General features: G+C 70.1%; 15 protein-coding genes. 6 read left to right on the top strand and 9 right to left on the bottom strand.

Translation table 11 applies throughout. The features are described from left to right. Positions 1–105 precede the first annotated feature (105 nt). The 4 genes from IF11_RS0108345 to IF11_RS0108330 all read right to left on the bottom strand — a co-directional run bounded on the left by IF11_RS0108345 (position 106) and on the right by IF11_RS0108330 (position 2,828). Positions 106–1,104 (bottom strand): serine hydrolase, encoded by a 999-nt coding sequence (locus IF11_RS0108345; RefSeq protein WP_051745699.1) that lies wholly within the window; start codon positions 1,102–1,104, stop codon positions 106–108. A gap of 72 nt (positions 1,105–1,176) precedes the next feature. Continuing rightward, positions 1,177–1,830, bottom strand: coding sequence for a GNAT family N-acetyltransferase (locus IF11_RS0108340; RefSeq protein WP_157848420.1), 654 nt, complete (start codon positions 1,828–1,830; stop codon positions 1,177–1,179). Positions 1,831–2,258: 428 nt separating this feature from the next. Beyond that, complete coding sequence (locus IF11_RS41240) at positions 2,259–2,405, bottom strand: DUF6126 family protein (RefSeq protein WP_165840650.1); 147 nt, start codon at positions 2,403–2,405, stop codon at positions 2,259–2,261. A 114-nt stretch (positions 2,406–2,519) separates the two neighbouring features. Then, a complete protein-coding gene (locus IF11_RS0108330; RefSeq protein ID WP_030350823.1) occupies positions 2,520–2,828 on the bottom strand; it encodes a DsbA family protein in 309 nt (102 codons plus the stop codon). A 280-nt stretch (positions 2,829–3,108) separates the two neighbouring features. Here IF11_RS0108330 and IF11_RS0108325 point away from each other — a divergent pair, with 280 nt between their 5' ends. The 5 genes from IF11_RS0108325 (at position 3,109) to IF11_RS0108305 (ending at position 8,165) form a co-directional block, all read left to right on the top strand. Further along, entirely contained in the window at positions 3,109–4,191 is a 1,083-nt protein-coding gene (locus IF11_RS0108325) for an LLM class flavin-dependent oxidoreductase (protein ID WP_030350822.1), read from the top strand. A 2-nt stretch (positions 4,192–4,193) separates the two neighbouring features. Further along, positions 4,194–4,931: an FMN reductase gene (locus tag IF11_RS0108320; protein WP_420894595.1), complete on the top strand. Its 738-nt coding sequence runs from the start codon at positions 4,194–4,196 to the stop codon at positions 4,929–4,931. A 70-nt stretch (positions 4,932–5,001) separates the two neighbouring features. Further along, a complete protein-coding gene (locus tag IF11_RS0108315) occupies positions 5,002–5,442 on the top strand; it encodes a universal stress protein (RefSeq protein WP_030350820.1) in 441 nt (146 codons plus the stop codon). Positions 5,443–5,570: 128 nt separating this feature from the next. Further along, on the top strand, positions 5,571–6,014 hold the full coding sequence (locus tag IF11_RS0108310) for a VOC family protein (protein WP_030350819.1): 444 nt from the start codon (positions 5,571–5,573) through the stop codon (positions 6,012–6,014). A gap of 234 nt (positions 6,015–6,248) precedes the next feature. After that, positions 6,249–8,165: an ABC transporter ATP-binding protein gene (locus tag IF11_RS0108305; RefSeq protein WP_051745720.1), complete on the top strand. Its 1,917-nt coding sequence runs from the start codon at positions 6,249–6,251 to the stop codon at positions 8,163–8,165. Here IF11_RS0108305 and IF11_RS0108300 read toward each other — a convergent pair. The 3 genes from IF11_RS0108300 to IF11_RS0108285 form a co-directional block, all read right to left on the bottom strand. Then, positions 8,162–8,845, bottom strand: coding sequence for a TetR/AcrR family transcriptional regulator (locus IF11_RS0108300; RefSeq protein WP_030350817.1), 684 nt, complete (start codon positions 8,843–8,845; stop codon positions 8,162–8,164). The genes IF11_RS0108305 and IF11_RS0108300 overlap by 4 nt on opposite strands. A gap of 1,356 nt (positions 8,846–10,201) precedes the next feature. Continuing rightward, entirely contained in the window at positions 10,202–10,768 is a 567-nt protein-coding gene (locus IF11_RS0108295) for a YcxB family protein (protein ID WP_051745695.1), read from the bottom strand. A 340-nt stretch (positions 10,769–11,108) separates the two neighbouring features. Continuing rightward, positions 11,109–11,675, bottom strand: coding sequence for a hypothetical protein (locus IF11_RS0108285; protein WP_030350814.1), 567 nt, complete (start codon positions 11,673–11,675; stop codon positions 11,109–11,111). A 583-nt stretch (positions 11,676–12,258) separates the two neighbouring features. On the opposite strand from IF11_RS0108285, the gene IF11_RS0108280 reads away from it, so the two are divergent. Next, positions 12,259–12,921 (top strand): GOLPH3/VPS74 family protein, encoded by a 663-nt coding sequence (locus IF11_RS0108280; RefSeq protein WP_030350813.1) that lies wholly within the window; start codon positions 12,259–12,261, stop codon positions 12,919–12,921. Positions 12,922–13,205: 284 nt separating this feature from the next. On the opposite strand, the gene IF11_RS0108275 is transcribed toward IF11_RS0108280, so the two are convergent. Continuing rightward, positions 13,206–13,811: a response regulator transcription factor gene (locus tag IF11_RS0108275; RefSeq protein WP_030350812.1), complete on the bottom strand. Its 606-nt coding sequence runs from the start codon at positions 13,809–13,811 to the stop codon at positions 13,206–13,208. Next, positions 13,811–14,995, bottom strand: a complete 1,185-nt coding sequence (locus IF11_RS0108270; protein ID WP_051745693.1) for a sensor histidine kinase — start codon at positions 14,993–14,995, stop codon at positions 13,811–13,813. The genes IF11_RS0108275 and IF11_RS0108270 overlap by 1 nt, the downstream gene beginning before the upstream one ends. Positions 14,996–14,997: the final 2 nt, after the last annotated feature.

Raw genomic sequence — 14,997 nt, 5'->3', positions numbered from 1 at the left:
TCCTGTGCGTATGCAAGGGGGCCTTGACACCCGGGCGAGCCGCGAACCCCCCCCTTCCCGGAGCCGTACCGCCCTACCGCCCTACCGCCCTGCCGCCCTGCCGCCCTACGCCGAGTCGCCGGAGGCGGATACCGCCACCGCCGTCTTCGCCGCCTTCTCCACCAGCGAGATCCCGGCCTCCTTGCTGACGCTGCCGCTCGACAGCACGGCCACCAGATAGCCGTGCCCGTCCGCCACGATCCGGCCGATGCTGTTGATGTCCCACAGCCCCGTCGCGCTCCGCGCCAGCCACCCGTTCTTCAGCCCCGTCACCGCCCCGGCGGCCGACACGCCCCAGTCCTGGTCCGCCGCTATCCCGCCCATCAGGCCCTGGATGTACGTCCGTGAGCCCGAGCCCAGCGGGGAATCGGAGTCGTCGCCGAACACGGCGGAGAGGAGAGCGAGTTGGTCAGCCGCTGTCGACTGCGTAAGCCCCCACAGGGCCCCGCTGCCGCCGGTCGTCGCGGTCAGACCGAGCCGCTTGTTCGCCGCGTCCAGACCGTCCGCCCCGCCGATCGCCTGCCACAGGGCGTCGGCCGAAGCGTTGTCGCTCACCTGGATCATCGAGGTCGCGTACGTCTTCTCCTGCGCGGTGAGCACCCGGCCCTGGTCCTGTGCCTTCAGCAGCAGGGCCGCCAGGATGTCGACCTTCACGACGCTGGCCGTGTCGTACGTCGTCCCGGCCCGTACGCCGTAGTCAGCGCCGTCCCCGTCCTCCACGTCGAGCACGGCCACGGAGAGAGAGGCCGTCGTGGCCTTCAGGATCGGGGCGAGCTGCTCGGAGAGGACCTGATCAGGATCGACGGAGGGCGAGGGGGAGGGAGACGCCGAAGCCGGGGGAGACGGAGCGGCCGGGGTGACCGGTGTCGCCGACCACCCCGGATCACCGGACCGCGATATGGCGTCCGAGTCGCCGCTGGACAGCGGAGGGAAGTCCATGGCCACCCAGACGGCCAGGAACACGACGGCGGCCACGGCCGCGAGTACGGGGAACGCGGCCCGGCTCCGTACGGAACCGCGGGCTGTGGAACCGCGGGCTTTGCGGGCGGATCGGTGGCGGGACATGGCGTGAGGCTAGAAAGCCCGGCTGTGTCCAGAAAGTGTCCCGCGTTAAACCTCCATAACAATCCGGCTCTGTCACGACGTCAGCGCGCGGCTCCAGATATCCGTCACCGTGCCGGAACCGCCCACAGGTACGGCGGTGAGCGGTACGGCCGAGGCCGCGCCGTCCATGACCGCGTCCACGCCCCCGTCCGACGAGGCGACGGGCGCCGCGACCGCGCCGAGCTTCGTCCAGCCCCAGGACCGGAGCGCCCCCACAGCGGCCTCGTTCGCCGGGTCGACCCGCGCGGCCACCAGCGCCGCGTCCGTCCTGATCAGCAACTGCTCGACCAGCCGCGTGGCCACCCCGCCCCGCCGGTGCGCCGGCAGGACCATCAGCCCGGCGAGGGCGAAGACCTGACCCGAGACGGTCAGCTCCTCGATGTCCCAGTCCCACGGCACCTCGCCGCTCAGCGCGCGCCACCACTCGCCGCCCCGGTCCAGGGCGAACCCGTACGCGTACGCCACCGGCTTGCTGCCCCCGCTGGCCACCACCATGTCGAACCCGGGGCGCTGCACATCCTCGGCGAAGGTCTCCAGGAACTCCCGGCGGTCGCGCTCCTGGCGGTCGCGGAGCTCCTCGCCGGGGACACGGCGGTACGCGTACGCCTCGACGTACACATCGGCGACGGCTTCCCGCTGCTGTTCGGCCTGCCACCGGCTCAGGCGCCGAACGAACACCTCTGCCACATGCACTCCCCCCGGCCGGTACATCGGTGTCCATCGTCGCAGGGGGAGGACCATCACGGGAATACCGAGCCCCAGGTTCTGTGCATCTTCCGGAGTACGCTGGGAAAAGCCGCGAATCCCGCTCATGCCGGGAGGAGGCGAGGGCAAGATGAGCAACTGGATCAGCGTCGTGGTGATCCTGGGCCTGATCGTCGTGGGCGTCATGGTGATCCACCTGGTGAACGGGCAGCACAGGAATCGCATCGCCGGCTACAGCTTCGGCCGCTCCCTGTGGGAGCCCCCGAACGCGACCCGGACCGAATCCTCCGGACCGGCAGAACCCTCCGGACCCGCCGAATCCGCCGAATCCGCCGGACCCACTGACACGGGTGCCGGACCCCCCGACACGGGTACGGACAGGAGCCACGGCCTTCACCGGCTGAGCGGGCTCATTTCGGGGCGTGATCGCCGACGTAGAAAAGCAGCCAGATGAACCCGGCCAGCGCGTGCGTCGCGAAGACGTAGATGAAGACGCGCAGGGCCACCCCGCGCTCCTTCCACCGCTCCAGATCACGGCCGCTGTCTTCTTCGCTCACCGTCGGCCTCCCCTCTCCAGTGCAGAGTACGGCGACGCCCTGCTGCCGAGATCCTTGTCGCCGCCTGCCATGCCGCTCCGCCTCTCCGTTCTCCGATGAGTGCCGGAGCCCCGTCTAGAGGGCGGCGACGATGGCCCGGCGCAGCTGCTCGGTCCCGGGGACACCGACCACGCCGTCCTCAGTACGAAACACCCGGCAGGCCGGCCCGGCAGGGCGTCCGGGCTCGGCGAACGGATCACGGCCATCGATGAGGACGGTCGGGGAGCCGGTGAAGCCGATCCGCTCCGCCTCCATCTGGTCGGCAACTGTCCGCTGGGTCACGGGAATGTTGTGCATGCCCAAGCCGTCGAGGACACCTCGCAGCCGCTCGGCGGTGGGCGCGGCGTTCGGGCAGTCCGGCACGACGAGGAGTTGGATGTCCACGCCTCCAGTATCGCGTGCTGCGCCGTACGCGGAGGCGCTGGAGTCGTGCTCGGAGCCGTACCCGTGACACGCAGCCAGAGCCGCCCTCCCTCTTCCCCTCCCTCCGAGGTGTGACTCCAGGTAGCTGAACCTGTCCAGAGTGTGCCGCGCACCGGCGAAGTCGTCAGCCGCGCGGCACACGTGTGTGGGGGTCGGAATAGAGACCGGGGGTGTGCCGTTATAGGCTTCGGTTGAAGTTTCAACCAATATGTTCTATGAGATGTAGCGAGAGGTGAGCGCGATGCAGTTCGGGATCTTCAGCGTCGGCGATGTCACGCCCGACCCGACCACCGGACGTACGCCGACCGAGCACGAGCGGATCAAGGCGATGGTCGCCATCGCGCGGAAGGCCGAGGAGGTCGGGCTGGACGTCTTCGCCACCGGCGAGCACCACAACCCGCCCTTCGTCCCCTCGTCGCCCACCACGATGCTCGGCTACATCGCGGCCACCACCGAGCGGCTCATCCTGTCGACGTCCACCACGCTGATCACCACCAACGACCCGGTGAAGATCGCGGAGGACTTCGCGATGCTCCAGCATCTGGCCGACGGGCGCGTCGATCTGATGATGGGGCGCGGCAACACCGGGCCGGTCTATCCGTGGTTCGGTGAGGACATCCGCCAGGGCATCCCGCTCGCCATCGAGAAGTACGCCCTGCTCCACAAGTTGTGGCGCGAGGACGTCGTCGACTGGGAAGGCAAGTTCCGTACGCCGCTCCAGGGCTTCACCTCGACGCCCCGGCCGCTGGACGGCACCCCGCCGTTCGTCTGGCACGGCTCGATCCGCTCGCCCGAGATCGCCGAGCAGGCCGCCTACTACGGAGACGGCTTCTTCGCGAACAACATCTTCTGGCCCAAGGAGCACTTCCAGAAGCTGATCAGCCTCTACCGGAAGCGGTACGCGCACTACGGACACGGCACCCCTGAGCAGGCCATCGTCGGTCTGGGCGGCCAGGCGTTCATCCGGAAGAACTCGCAGGACGCGGTACGGGAGTTCCGCCCGTACTTCGACAACGCGCCGGTCTACGGACACGGGCCCTCCCTGGAGGACTTCACGGAGCAGACGCCGCTGGTCGTGGGCAGCCCGCAGGAGGTCATCGAGAAGACGCTGGCGTTCCGTGACTCCTTCGGCGACTACCAGCGCCAGCTGTTCCTGATGGACCACGCGGGGCTGCCGCTGAAGACCGTGCTTGAGCAGCTGGACCTGCTGGGCGAGGAGGTCGTACCCGTACTGCGCAAGGAGTTCGCGGCCCTGCGGCCGGCCGGGGTCCCGGACGGTCCTGTCCACCCGGCCGCCGTGACGTCGGTGAAGGAGGAGGTCTGACGATGGAGCGTACGAGCGGTACGGAGCGTATGAGCGGCACGGAGCGTACGGGCAGCGCCACGCGTACGAGCACCGCGACGCGTACGAGCACCGCGACGCGCACCAGCGGCGCCGGGCCGTTGCGGCTCGTCGCCGTCTCGGCCGGGCTGAGCAAGCCGTCCTCGACCAGGCTGCTGGCCGACCGGCTGGCGGAGGCGACCAGCCGTGAACTGGCCGTCGAGGACCGGAAGGCCGAGGTCGAGATCGTCGAACTGCGGGATCTCGCCGTCGAGATCGCGAACCACCTGGTCACCGGCTTCCCGGCGCCCGTGCTGAGCGCGGCGCTGGAGGCGGTGACCGGGGCGGACGGGCTCATCGTGGTGAGTCCGGTCTTCGCCGGCTCGTACAGCGGACTGTTCAAGTCGTTCTTCGACCTGATCGAGCCGGACGCGCTCACCGGAACGCCCGTACTGCTCGCCGCGACCGGCGGCACCGCGCGCCACTCGCTCGTGGTGGAGCACGCGATGCGCCCGCTCTTCTCGTATCTGCACGCACTCACCCTGCCGACGGCCGTCTTCGCGGCGACCGACGACTGGGGCGCGGGCGCCGACGCGTACGCGGGCGGGCTGCCGGCCCGGATCGACCGCGCGGGTGGCGAGTTCGCCGGGCTGCTGCGGGGGCTGACGCGCGCGACGAACGGAGACGTGGGCGAGAGTGACGAGGTGGTGCCCTTCGAGCACCTCCTCGCGAACCTTAAGTAGGTTTGCCCCATAGGGGGAATCGGGACAACAGCGAAAAATCAATCAGCAGTCAATCAGCAGGAGGAACGTCATGAGCGGCACCATCGTGGTCGGCGTCGACGGCTCGGAGCCCTCACTGAAGGCGCTGCGCTGGGCCGTACGGCAGGCGAAGCTGACCGGTGACGACGTGGGCGCGGTGATCGGCTGGGAGTACCCGGCCACCGGCTGGGCGGGCATGCTGCCGGGAATGCCGCCGGAGTTCGAACCGGAGCAGCTGGCCTGGCAGATCCTGGACGAGGCGCTGGACAAGACGCTGGAGGCGGACGTCGCGGCCGTGGTCGAACGCCGCGTCGTCAGCGGCCCCGCCGCGCAGGTCCTGCTGGACGCCTCGGAAGGTGCCTCCCTCCTGGTCGTCGGCGACCGTGGGTACAGCGGCTTCAAGGCGGCCCTGCTCGGCTCGGTCAGCCTGCATGTCACGCAGCACGCGAAGTGCCCGGTGGTCGTGGTGCGGGGCGAGATCGCCGAGGACTGACTGACACCGGCCCGAGCGGGGCGGCTCCGAGCGGGGCGGCTCCGAGCGTCAGGCCCCGAGCGTCAGGCCCGAGCGCCAGGCCCGAAACGGATCGCCCCATTGTCAGAGGCGCGCAGTACGGTCCTGTCATGGCAGCCCGAATCGATCTCACCCTCGACTGTGCGGACACACGACTCCTCGCCGGGTTCTGGAAGACGGCGCTCGGTTATATCGACGAGCCACCGCCCGCCCCCTTCAAGACCCGCGAGGAGTGGCTCGCGCAATTCGATCTGCCGGAGGACGACTCCGTGGACGACGGGGCGTGGCTCTGTGCCCCCGACGGCGCCGGCCCCCGGCTCGCCATCCTCAAGGTCCCGGAGCCCAAGACAGCGAAGAACCGGCTTCATATGGATGTGCGGGTGCCGGGCCACGGCAGCCCCGAGGAGCGATGGGAGCGGATCAGGGCGGAGTCCGAACGGCTGGTGAGGGCGGGGGGAAGCGTCCTTGAGGAGTTCGAAGGACATCACGTGATGATGGCGGACCCCGAGGGCAACGAATTCTGTGTCGCCGCCGGCCCGGCCCAGGCCGGCTGACGACACCGCCGTCACCCCCCTCCCGATGTGTCCGGCGCGCGGGGTGAGGGGTGTGCGCCTGGTGTGCTCCGGGAGTGCTCCGTTCACGCCGGGCTCGCTGCCGTGACCGCCCTCGGGCCTGGGCATCGAACAGCCATGGCATTGCGACGGAAACCCCGTACTGGACGGAAACCTCGTCCCACCAGTGAGGTCACCGGCGAGACGGAGCGCGTGGAGTCGTCCGAGTCCGAGGAGATGCTGTTCGGCGGGCCGCTGCGGTACGACATGGGCTGGAACAAGCACGACGACGCCTTCCTCCAGCTCAACTTACGTTCCATGGTCACGCGTCTGCCGCGGCTGGTCGGTACGACGGCCCGCTTGGCGTGGGAGGCGGACAGGGCGGCCCTGCGCCTGGTGACCTGCGCGGAGATCGGCCGGGGGGTCAGCCAGGCGGTCGGGCTGATCGCCGTGAACCGCGTCCTCGGGCATCTCCTCGGCGACGGCACCACCGCCGAGCGGCTCACCCACGCCGGCCCGGCGCTGGCCGTCGCCGGTGGGACCGCGGTGGCCGGCGCGGTGCTGCGGGCCCTGTCCACGGCCGGTACGGGGCAGTTGGAGCCGAAGGTCGAACGGGTCGCCACCGAGCGGTACTTGTCACATACCGCCAACGTCGAGCTGGAAGCGGTCGAGGACGACGAATTCCACAAGCTCCTCGACAGCGCGCAGTACGGCGCCGGTTCGGCCCGGCGGATGGTGCAGTACTGCCAGAACGTCCTCAACGCCCTGATGTCGCTGATCGCCGCCGCCGGCGTCCTCGCCGTACTGCACCCCGTACTGCTCCCGCTGCTCATCGCGATGACGCTGCCCAGCGCGTGGGCGGCCCTGTCGATGGCGCGGCGCCGGTACATCTCGTTCCAGGTGTGGGTGCAGCATTCACGGGCCGGGAGCCTGATCAGCCGGCTGCTGATCTCCACCGACGCGGCGCCGGAGATACGGGTCCACAACGTCGGACCGTTCCTGCTGCATCACTTCCGCGAGATGTCGCGCTCGCAGGAGGCGGAACAGCGCAGGCTCGCCCGGCTCGCGGCCCGTACGGGGCTGATCGCCGCCGGATGGACGGGCCTGGCGGCGGGCGCCGCGTACGCCACGCTCGGCGGGCTGCTGTGGACCGGCGCGATGGCGCTCTCCGTCGGCGGCACGGCCGTACTCGCCATCCGTACCGGCTCCTCCAGCCTGGAGAATCTGGTGCTCCAGGTGAACTACCTGCACGAGGAGAGCCTGTTCGTCGGGGATCTGCACCGGCTGTGCGAGGAGGCAGTCGAGCGCGCGATACCGGTCGGCGGGCTTCCGCTGCCCGAGAGGCCGGAGACGATCACCTTCGAGGACGTCGTCTTCACCTACCGGGGCAAGGACAACAAACGCGCGCTCGACGGCGCCAGTCTCACCATCCCCGCCGGCCGGATCGTCGCGCTGGTGGGGGAGAACGGCAGCGGCAAGTCCACCCTGGTCAAGCTGTTGTGCGGGCTCTACCGGCCGGACTCCGGCCGCATCCTGTGGGACGGCGTCGACGCGGCGGAGGCGGACCGGCAGGAACTGGTCTCGCGGGTCGCGGTGGTGGGCCAGGACTTCTACCGGTGGCCCTTCACCGCCACGGTGAACGTCAGCATCGGACGGCCCGAGGTGCCGGTGAGCCGGGACCGGCTGGACGCGGCCGTACGGTACGCGGGCGCCGAGGAGCTGATAGCCGAGCTGCCGCGCGGCTGGAAGACGCTGCTGGCCCGGGGATACAAGGGCGGTCACCAGCTGTCCGGCGGGCAGTGGCAGCGGATCGGTCTCGGTCGCGCGCACTACCGCGCCGGTCAGATCCTCATCGTCGACGAGCCGACGTCGGCGCTCGACGCCAAGGCCGAGCAGCAGCTCTTCGAGCAGATCCGCAGCCTCGCGGACTCCGGCCAGACGGTCATCCTGATCACGCACCGGCTCGGGTCGGTACGGGCGGCGGATCTGATCCATGTCCTGGACCGGGGACGGGTCGTGGAGAGCGGCACCTTCGCGGAGCTGCTGTCGGACGAGGTCGAGGGCCCGAAGGTTTTCCGTGGCCTGTACCGGATCCAGGCGGCACAGTACGCGGCCGACAGCCCGGCCCCGTCCGTCCCGTCCGGCACGCCTTAGCGGGCGCGGTGCGGGCCCAAGTCGTGCAGGACGCTGCCGAGTTCGTCGAGAGTGAGGGGCGGTGCGGGAAGCGGTACGGCGGGTACGGCGGGTTCCGCGCGCAGGCCGTCGAGGAGGAGGGCGAGATAGCGCCGCCAGGCGTCCGGGGCCGTGGTGGTCAGGGCGGGTACGGCGCGGCCGAGCGCGGCCAGGCTGAAGAGCAGATCCTCGGTGGTGACGTCGCGGCGCATCGTGCCCTGCCGCTGGGCGCGGGCGAGGAGGAGGCCGACGGTCTCCCGGTTCTCGGCATGGAGCGCTTCGAGCGAGGGCACGCCCCGTACGCCGGTGGTCATCAGGTCGTTGGCCCCGCGGTCGGCGGCCAGCCCCGCGAAGATCGACGAGAGATACGTCGTGAGCCCGGCCCAGGCGTCGTCACTCAGCCGCGCCTCCTCACCGGCGCGCTGCGTCTCACCGAGGGACTCATGGAAGACGGCCTCGATGAGCGCGGCCCGGTCGGGGAAGTGCCGGTACAGAGTGGCGTTACCGACACCGGCACGACGAGCGATCTCATCCAGCGACGCGTCGAGCCCCTGCTCGGCGAACACATCCCGCGCGGAGGCGATCAGCAACTCCCGATTGCGCCGGGCGTCACGCCGCAGCGGCGCCGATTTCGCCGCCGGTTTCCGCTCGCCGACTCCCATGACCACCCTTCCAAGGAAAACGTGGAACGCTCCCCGATTCAGATGCTACCGTGGAGCGGGTAAACGGGGGGCCCTCCCCGGTTTGCTGGGGTGGGGTGGCGGGGCGGGTCCGTTGCCGGCCTGGTGGCCGGTGGGTGGGGCGCGGTAGTGGAGTGGGGTGGCGCGGCCCCGGCTTAGCGGGCGTGTGGGGGTGGGGGGTTGGGATTCATGCCCGGCTGGTGGCGGTTCGTTGTCGGGTGCGGGTCAGGACCGAGGGGTATTCGGGGTGACCCGGAAGGTTCGATGGCGGGTGGGGGCCGCCCCTCAGGCTTCAGTTTCGCGGCTCCGGGCCGGGCGTCAAGGGCGCTCCTGCGTCGCGTCGGCTGCGCCGATTCCGCTTCGCTCCACCCTTGACTCCCGTCCCTCCACCGCAAGTGCAGCTTTGTGGAGGGGCGGCCCCGGGGGAGGGGTCCCCGGGGAAGCTCCCTTGTTCCCGGGGTCTGTTCCCGGCCTATGGGCCGGTGGGTGGGGGCGCACCAGTGCAATGGGGCGGCCCGGCCCCGCCTCAGCGTCTGCGGACACTCCTTGAGCTGGGATTCATGCCCCGCTGGTGAGGGTGCGTGGGTGGTGGGGCGGGTGTGACGAGTGAGGCGGAAACTGGGCCACTGAAAGGCCGTGATGTGCCCCGCTGCCTGGTTACCTGGCCACAGGACGCATCACCGGCCGAAGGACCCTCCAAAGGGCCAACCAAACCGGGACATACGGGTCAGATTGCAGGGGTGGTCGGCAACGGACCGCCACCAGCGGGGCATGCGCCCCAACTACCCACCCACACCTGCCCGCTGAGCCGGTGCCGGGCCGCCCCACTCCACAACCGCGCCCCCACCCACGACCTGCGGTCGGCAAAGGACCGCACCATGCACGGATCCCCTCCGGGGACCCCTCCCCCCGGGCCGCCCCTCCACGAAGCTGCACTTGCGGTGGAGGGTCGGGTGTCAAGGGTGGAGCGAAGCGGAATCGGCGCAGCCGACGCGACGAAGGAGCGCCCTTGACACCCGACCCGCAACCGCGAAACTGAAGCCTGAGGGGCGGCCCCCACCCGCCTTCGAACCTTCCGGGTGACCCCGGATACCTCTCGGTCCTGACCCGCACCCGACAACGCACCGCCAACAGCGGGGCATGAATCCCAGCCCCCCACAGCGGTCAGACGCTGAGCCGGTGCCGGGCCGCCCCACTCCACTACCGCGCCCCCACCCACCGACCCGCGGTCGGCAACGGACCGCCCCCGCGACCCCAACTACCCCTCGGTCCTCACTCAAGCCCTCACGCGAACACGAACGCCGTCGCCATCGCCGCGACGGGCACCTTTCGTGTCCGTCACACGCGAGTGGTGTGCTGGTCCAGGATGGCCCGCAGCCGGTCGAGGTCCTCGGCCTCATGTACGCCCCGCTTGGGCAGGACATCGAGGCACATGATGTTGGGGTCCCGGCTGAGCAGGACGAAGTGACCTGCGGTCTCCCGGTAGCCCTGGAAGACGGACCACTTCTGGATCAACGTGCTGTGGTCGCTGCGGCAGGTGATCCCGGACGGAGACACGGTGGCGCGGTACTCGCCCTGCCATCCGATGATCCGTTGCACGTGGGCGGCCTGTAGCCGCGGGTACCCCCACACCAGCAGGACGACGAACACGAACAGAACGGTCGAGACCGCGTCGATACTCCCGCGGCCCACGGCGGAGACCAGCCACTGCCCCACCCACAGTGCGAGGAACACGCCTCGCAGCAGTAGCCCAGTCCGCTTGATCCGCTCGCGGACCCGCAGGCCGACCAGTGTGTCGGCAGACCGGGGCCGGTACACCAACTGGACCGCGCTCCGCTCGTCCACGGCATCGGCAGAGGTTTCCGCGCCGTTGTCGGTGCCTTCGGCGCTGCGGCCCTCGGTCATGATCTCTCCCCCGGTACGAAGACTCGCGGATCCTACCGAACCTCAGTAGGCCGACCGCCGGAGCTGGATCCGCCCGAGCTGGAGCCACCTGAACTGGAGCCACCTGAACTGGAACCACCGGAGCTGTTGCCACCGGCGTTGCCGGTGTGCAGATGGAGACCCAGCCCGGACAGGCGTCTCGCCCAACATCCTTTGCATGTCTTCGAATTGACCCGCACTCACCACACCGACGCGTCTCACCACACCGACGCGTCTCACCACACCGACGCGTTCAGGGGCGGCCTGCCGTTCCACGGGAATCCGGGCCGCCCCACTCGCGCGCGAACCCGCACCGCGACCCTCACGCGAACAAGAACGCCGTCGCCGTCGCCGCGCCCAAGGTCACTCCGGCGATTGTCTGGGCGAGGGTGTGGTGGTTCAGGGCCACGCGGGACCAGCACACCGCGGTGGTCATGGCGTATCCGAGCAGCCACCAGGGGGAGTGGACCACGGCGAGCAGTGCCACGACCGCCGAGGCGACCGCCGAGTCGACCGAGATCTTCCATACGGTGTTGACGGCCAGGAGCAGGACCGTCATCGCCCAGAGGGCGAGCATCGTGACGAGGATGCCCGTCGGGGCGTTGCCGAGCAGCATGATGACGGAGCCGGTGCCGATGGAACCGAGGATGACGAAGAAGATCGGCGCGCGTTTCGTACGGTCGACGACATGGCGGTCGCCCCAAGTGCCGCGCTTGCGTTCCCATTCGATGTAGCCGGCGGGTATGAGCCCCGCGCACACGGCGGCGAGCAGGCCCCACGGCAGGCCGGTCCAGTCTCCCGCGGCGGCGAGGCCGATGGCGAGCATGCCGACCAGCAGGACGTTGCGCGGCTGGAGTATGTCGGTGACGGCGCGGGCTTTGGTGGTCATGCTGTTCTCTCCGTCGACGAACTGGTCTGCCCGACCGAGGGGGCCGGAACGAGCTTGCGCAACTACTCTGCGTAGCACTGCTCGTGCGACTCACGGGCGGCGAATCCGGCCCTGGTGAATAGGCGTAGCCCTTCGCGACGGGGGATGCGCGAAGGGCTACGCGTCCCATTATGACCCCTCGTCAGGGATTTCCGACAGCGGATCGGTCACGGACTCCCGGACGCGTGGCCGCGCGGGCGCCGTGTTGACGTCGGTATGTGCCCTACATCACCGCAACGCGGCGGGTTCCGGGGACAGATCCCAGTGTGAAACCCATCAGCCGCGCCGCGTGCGTCGCCGCCCTGATCGCCGCCCTGATCACCGCCTCGGCACTGTGCGCCGGTGACGCGCTCGCGCGTGTCTTTCCGTTACGAGGTCAAGCGGCCCGTTACGAGGTCAAGCGGCGCCCGCATTATCTCGTGAAGGCGGCCAACACCCCCACGGCCGGCGTATCCCTGGCGGAGCCGGCCGGGCCGGAGCGAAGGACGGGGCGCCCGTACGCTGAACGCGTTTACCCCCCACGGCACCCGGAGAGGCAAAAGAGATGGAAACCACGCTGGGCGAACAGCTCTTACTGCTTTCGTTGGACGACAAATGGGGCTACGAGAAGGAGCCGGCGACGGTCGCCTGGGCGATCGCGGCGGCGTCCCTCGTGGATCTCGCGCTGGCCGGGCGGATCGAGGTGACCGACGAGGGGGTCTCCGTCCGCGATCCCGCGCCGCTCGGTGTGCCGAGCCTCGACGCCGCGCTCGCCGACATCGTCGGTTACGACAAGCCGGGCAAGGTCAAGGACTGGATGCACCACCTGAAGAAGCCGGCGATGTCCGGCGCGACGGACGGTCTGGTGGAGAAGGGACTGGTCCGCAAGGAGACCAAGAAGGTGCTCGGACTCTTCCCCGTGCGCCGCTATCCGGAGGCGGACGGCTCGGCCGAGGCGTCGGTACGGGAGCGGCTCGACGAGGCTGTGCTCCGGGGCGAGACCCCCGGCGACCGTACGGCCGGGCTGGTGGCCCTGCTCCACGGCGCGAAGCTGCACAAGCTGGTGTTCCCGGACGGTGACGCGCGCGCGGTGGAGTCGCGGATGGCGGCGATCGCCCAGGGCCAGTGGGCGTCGCCCGCCGTACGCGGCATCATCGACGCGGCGGAGACAGCGCTGACGGCGACGGTCGCCACGACGGTGATCGGGACGGTCATGGGCGCCAACTGAGGCGCCTCGGCGCGAGGCGCCCCGGCGCGAGGCGGTCCCCCGTCCGGTACTCCCCAGCGGTCGTGTGCCCGAACGGCGCGCGACCGCCCCCGCACGCGCGAGCCCCGCACGCGCGAGCCCCGCACGCGCGAGCCCCGCACGCGCGAGCCCCGTACGTACGAGCCCCGTACGTACGACCGCCCCCGTACCTACGACCGCCCCCGTACGCCCGCCGGAACCGACGTACGGAGGCGGGTGAGCCTGTGATTACGGGCCCGTACCAGTACGGCCCGTATCGAGTTCCCTCAGATCCAGCCCCGCCGCTGCGCCAGATACGCCGCCGCGTGCCGGTTCTCCACCCCCAGCTTGGTGGTCACCGCCGACAGGTAGTTGCGTACGGTCCCCTGCGCCAGCGCCGCCCGTTCCGCTATGTCCTCGATCGGCGCCCCGTCGGCGGCCAGCGTGAGCAGATCGGCCTCCCGCGAGGTCAGGGGCGAGTCACCGGCGCTGATGGCGTCCGCGGCCAGGGTGGAGTCGATATAGCGGCTGCCGCCGTGGACGCTGCGGATGATCGAGGCGAGTTCCTGCGCGGACACGGTCTTGGAGACGAAGCCCTGGACCCCGGAGGCCAGCGCGCGCTTGAGATGGCCGGGCAGACCGTGGCTGGTGACGATCAGCGTCTGACAGCCGGGCAGGCTGCGGTTGAGATCCTCCGCGACGGTGATGCCGTCCTTGCCGGGCATCTGGAGGTCGAGGACGGCGACATCGGGTTTGTGGTGGCGGGCCATGGCCACGGCCTCGGGGCCGGTCGAGGCTTCGGCGACGACCTCCAGGTCGCGCTCGAAGGTCAGCAGCGCGGCCAGCGCGCCGCGTATGAGGTGTTCGTCATCGGCGAGGAGGACCCGGATCATTACGATTCCCCGTTCGGTATGCGCACAGTGAGGCGATAGGTGTTCTTCGGCCCGTAGCCGTGGCAGAGCTCGCCGCCGAGGGGCGCGAGCCGCTGCGTCAGCCCGTCCAGACCGGTCCCCTGGCCGGGACCGCTGCCGGGCGTGGCACCGTCGTTGGTCACCTGGAGCTGGGTTTCCCCTCCGTTGCGGCGGTCCACGGTGATGGTGCAGTGGGTGGAGTGGGCGTGCCGCAGTACGTTGGTGACGGCTTCCCGCACGGCCCATCCCAGCGCGATCTGGGTCTTCTCGCCGAAGCCGCCCGCCGGCGGGGCGTGATGGATGACGCAGGTCGTGCCGGCCGCTTCCAGAACCGCGCGGGCGCCGTCGAGTTCGGCCTCCAGGTCGGTGGTGCGGTAGTTCCGTACGACGTCCCTGATCTCCTTGTGCAGTTCGCGCGCGAGGCGCTGCACTTCGACCATCTCCGCCTGCGCCTTGGGGTGCTGGGTGAGCCGGGCGGCCAGTTCGCCCTTGAGCGCGATGACGGACAGGTTCCGCCCGATCACATCGTGGAGATCGCGGGCGAACCGGAGCCGTTCCTCGGCCACGACCAGCCGGGCCTGCGATTCCCGGGCCGCGTCCAGCTGCCACATGACGGCCAGGAACCAGACGGAGGAGTGCATGAGAAGGCCGATGACCGCCCATCCCGTCGCGGTGACGGTCAGGACGGGCAGGGTCATCCGCGGGTCGAGATAGAGGCTCACGGTCGCGGCGGCGGCGGTCTCGGCGAGCGCGGCGCTCGCGTAGAGGCGCAGATTGGCCGTGGGCGACAGGGCGAAGGCGAGCGGCAGCGCCAGGACGACCGACAACGTGGCGATCGACTGCGTACCGGTCAGCCACTCCGCGTCGTACAGGTAGGGCATCAGCGCGAGTTGGAGCGCGGTGAGCGCCCCGATCCCGAGCAGCAGCGGTACCGGGAGGACCTGCCGTCCGATGCCGTAGGCCACGGCCGTGGTCGCGCCGATCCCCTGGACGGTGGTGAGCGCGGCCGCCAGGCTCACGGCCGAGGTCGGCGCGCCGCCACGCTGTAGTTGGGCCAGTAATGGCCAGAGGAGGGAAGCGAGCAGGAGCCAGGGCATGGAACAGAGCATCCAACGTGTGTAGACCGTGGCCTTGTGCACGTTGGTCTGGTGCAGCGAGGTCCCCATTT

This window comes from Streptomyces scopuliridis RB72, from assembly GCF_000718095.1.
In the GTDB taxonomy this organism is placed as follows: domain Bacteria; phylum Actinomycetota; class Actinomycetes; order Streptomycetales; family Streptomycetaceae; genus Streptomyces; species Streptomyces scopuliridis.
This window is presented reverse-complemented; position numbering and strand designations above follow the sequence as displayed.

Bases quoted from the DNA above. Each gene is read 5' to 3' on its own strand.
- IF11_RS0108275 (WP_030350812.1), bottom strand. From the start codon at position 13,811: ATGATCCGGGTCCTCCTCGCCGATGACGAACACCTCATACGCGGCGCG.
- IF11_RS0108280 (WP_030350813.1), top strand. From the start codon at position 12,259: ATGGAAACCACGCTGGGCGAACAGCTCTTACTGCTTTCGTTGGACGAC.
- IF11_RS0108320 (WP_420894595.1), top strand. From the start codon at position 4,194: ATGGAGCGTACGAGCGGTACGGAGCGTATGAGCGGCACGGAGCGTACG.
- IF11_RS0108325 (WP_030350822.1), top strand. From the start codon at position 3,109: ATGCAGTTCGGGATCTTCAGCGTCGGCGATGTCACGCCCGACCCGACC.
- IF11_RS0108285 (WP_030350814.1), bottom strand. From the start codon at position 11,675: ATGACCACCAAAGCCCGCGCCGTCACCGACATACTCCAGCCGCGCAAC.
- IF11_RS0108300 (WP_030350817.1), bottom strand. From the start codon at position 8,845: ATGGGAGTCGGCGAGCGGAAACCGGCGGCGAAATCGGCGCCGCTGCGG.
- IF11_RS0108305 (WP_051745720.1), top strand. From the start codon at position 6,249: ATGCTGTTCGGCGGGCCGCTGCGGTACGACATGGGCTGGAACAAGCAC.
- IF11_RS0108345 (WP_051745699.1), bottom strand. From the start codon at position 1,104: ATGTCCCGCCACCGATCCGCCCGCAAAGCCCGCGGTTCCACAGCCCGC.
- IF11_RS0108270 (WP_051745693.1), bottom strand. From the start codon at position 14,995: ATGGGGACCTCGCTGCACCAGACCAACGTGCACAAGGCCACGGTCTAC.
- IF11_RS0108315 (WP_030350820.1), top strand. From the start codon at position 5,002: ATGAGCGGCACCATCGTGGTCGGCGTCGACGGCTCGGAGCCCTCACTG.
- IF11_RS0108295 (WP_051745695.1), bottom strand. From the start codon at position 10,768: ATGACCGAGGGCCGCAGCGCCGAAGGCACCGACAACGGCGCGGAAACC.
- IF11_RS0108310 (WP_030350819.1), top strand. From the start codon at position 5,571: ATGGCAGCCCGAATCGATCTCACCCTCGACTGTGCGGACACACGACTC.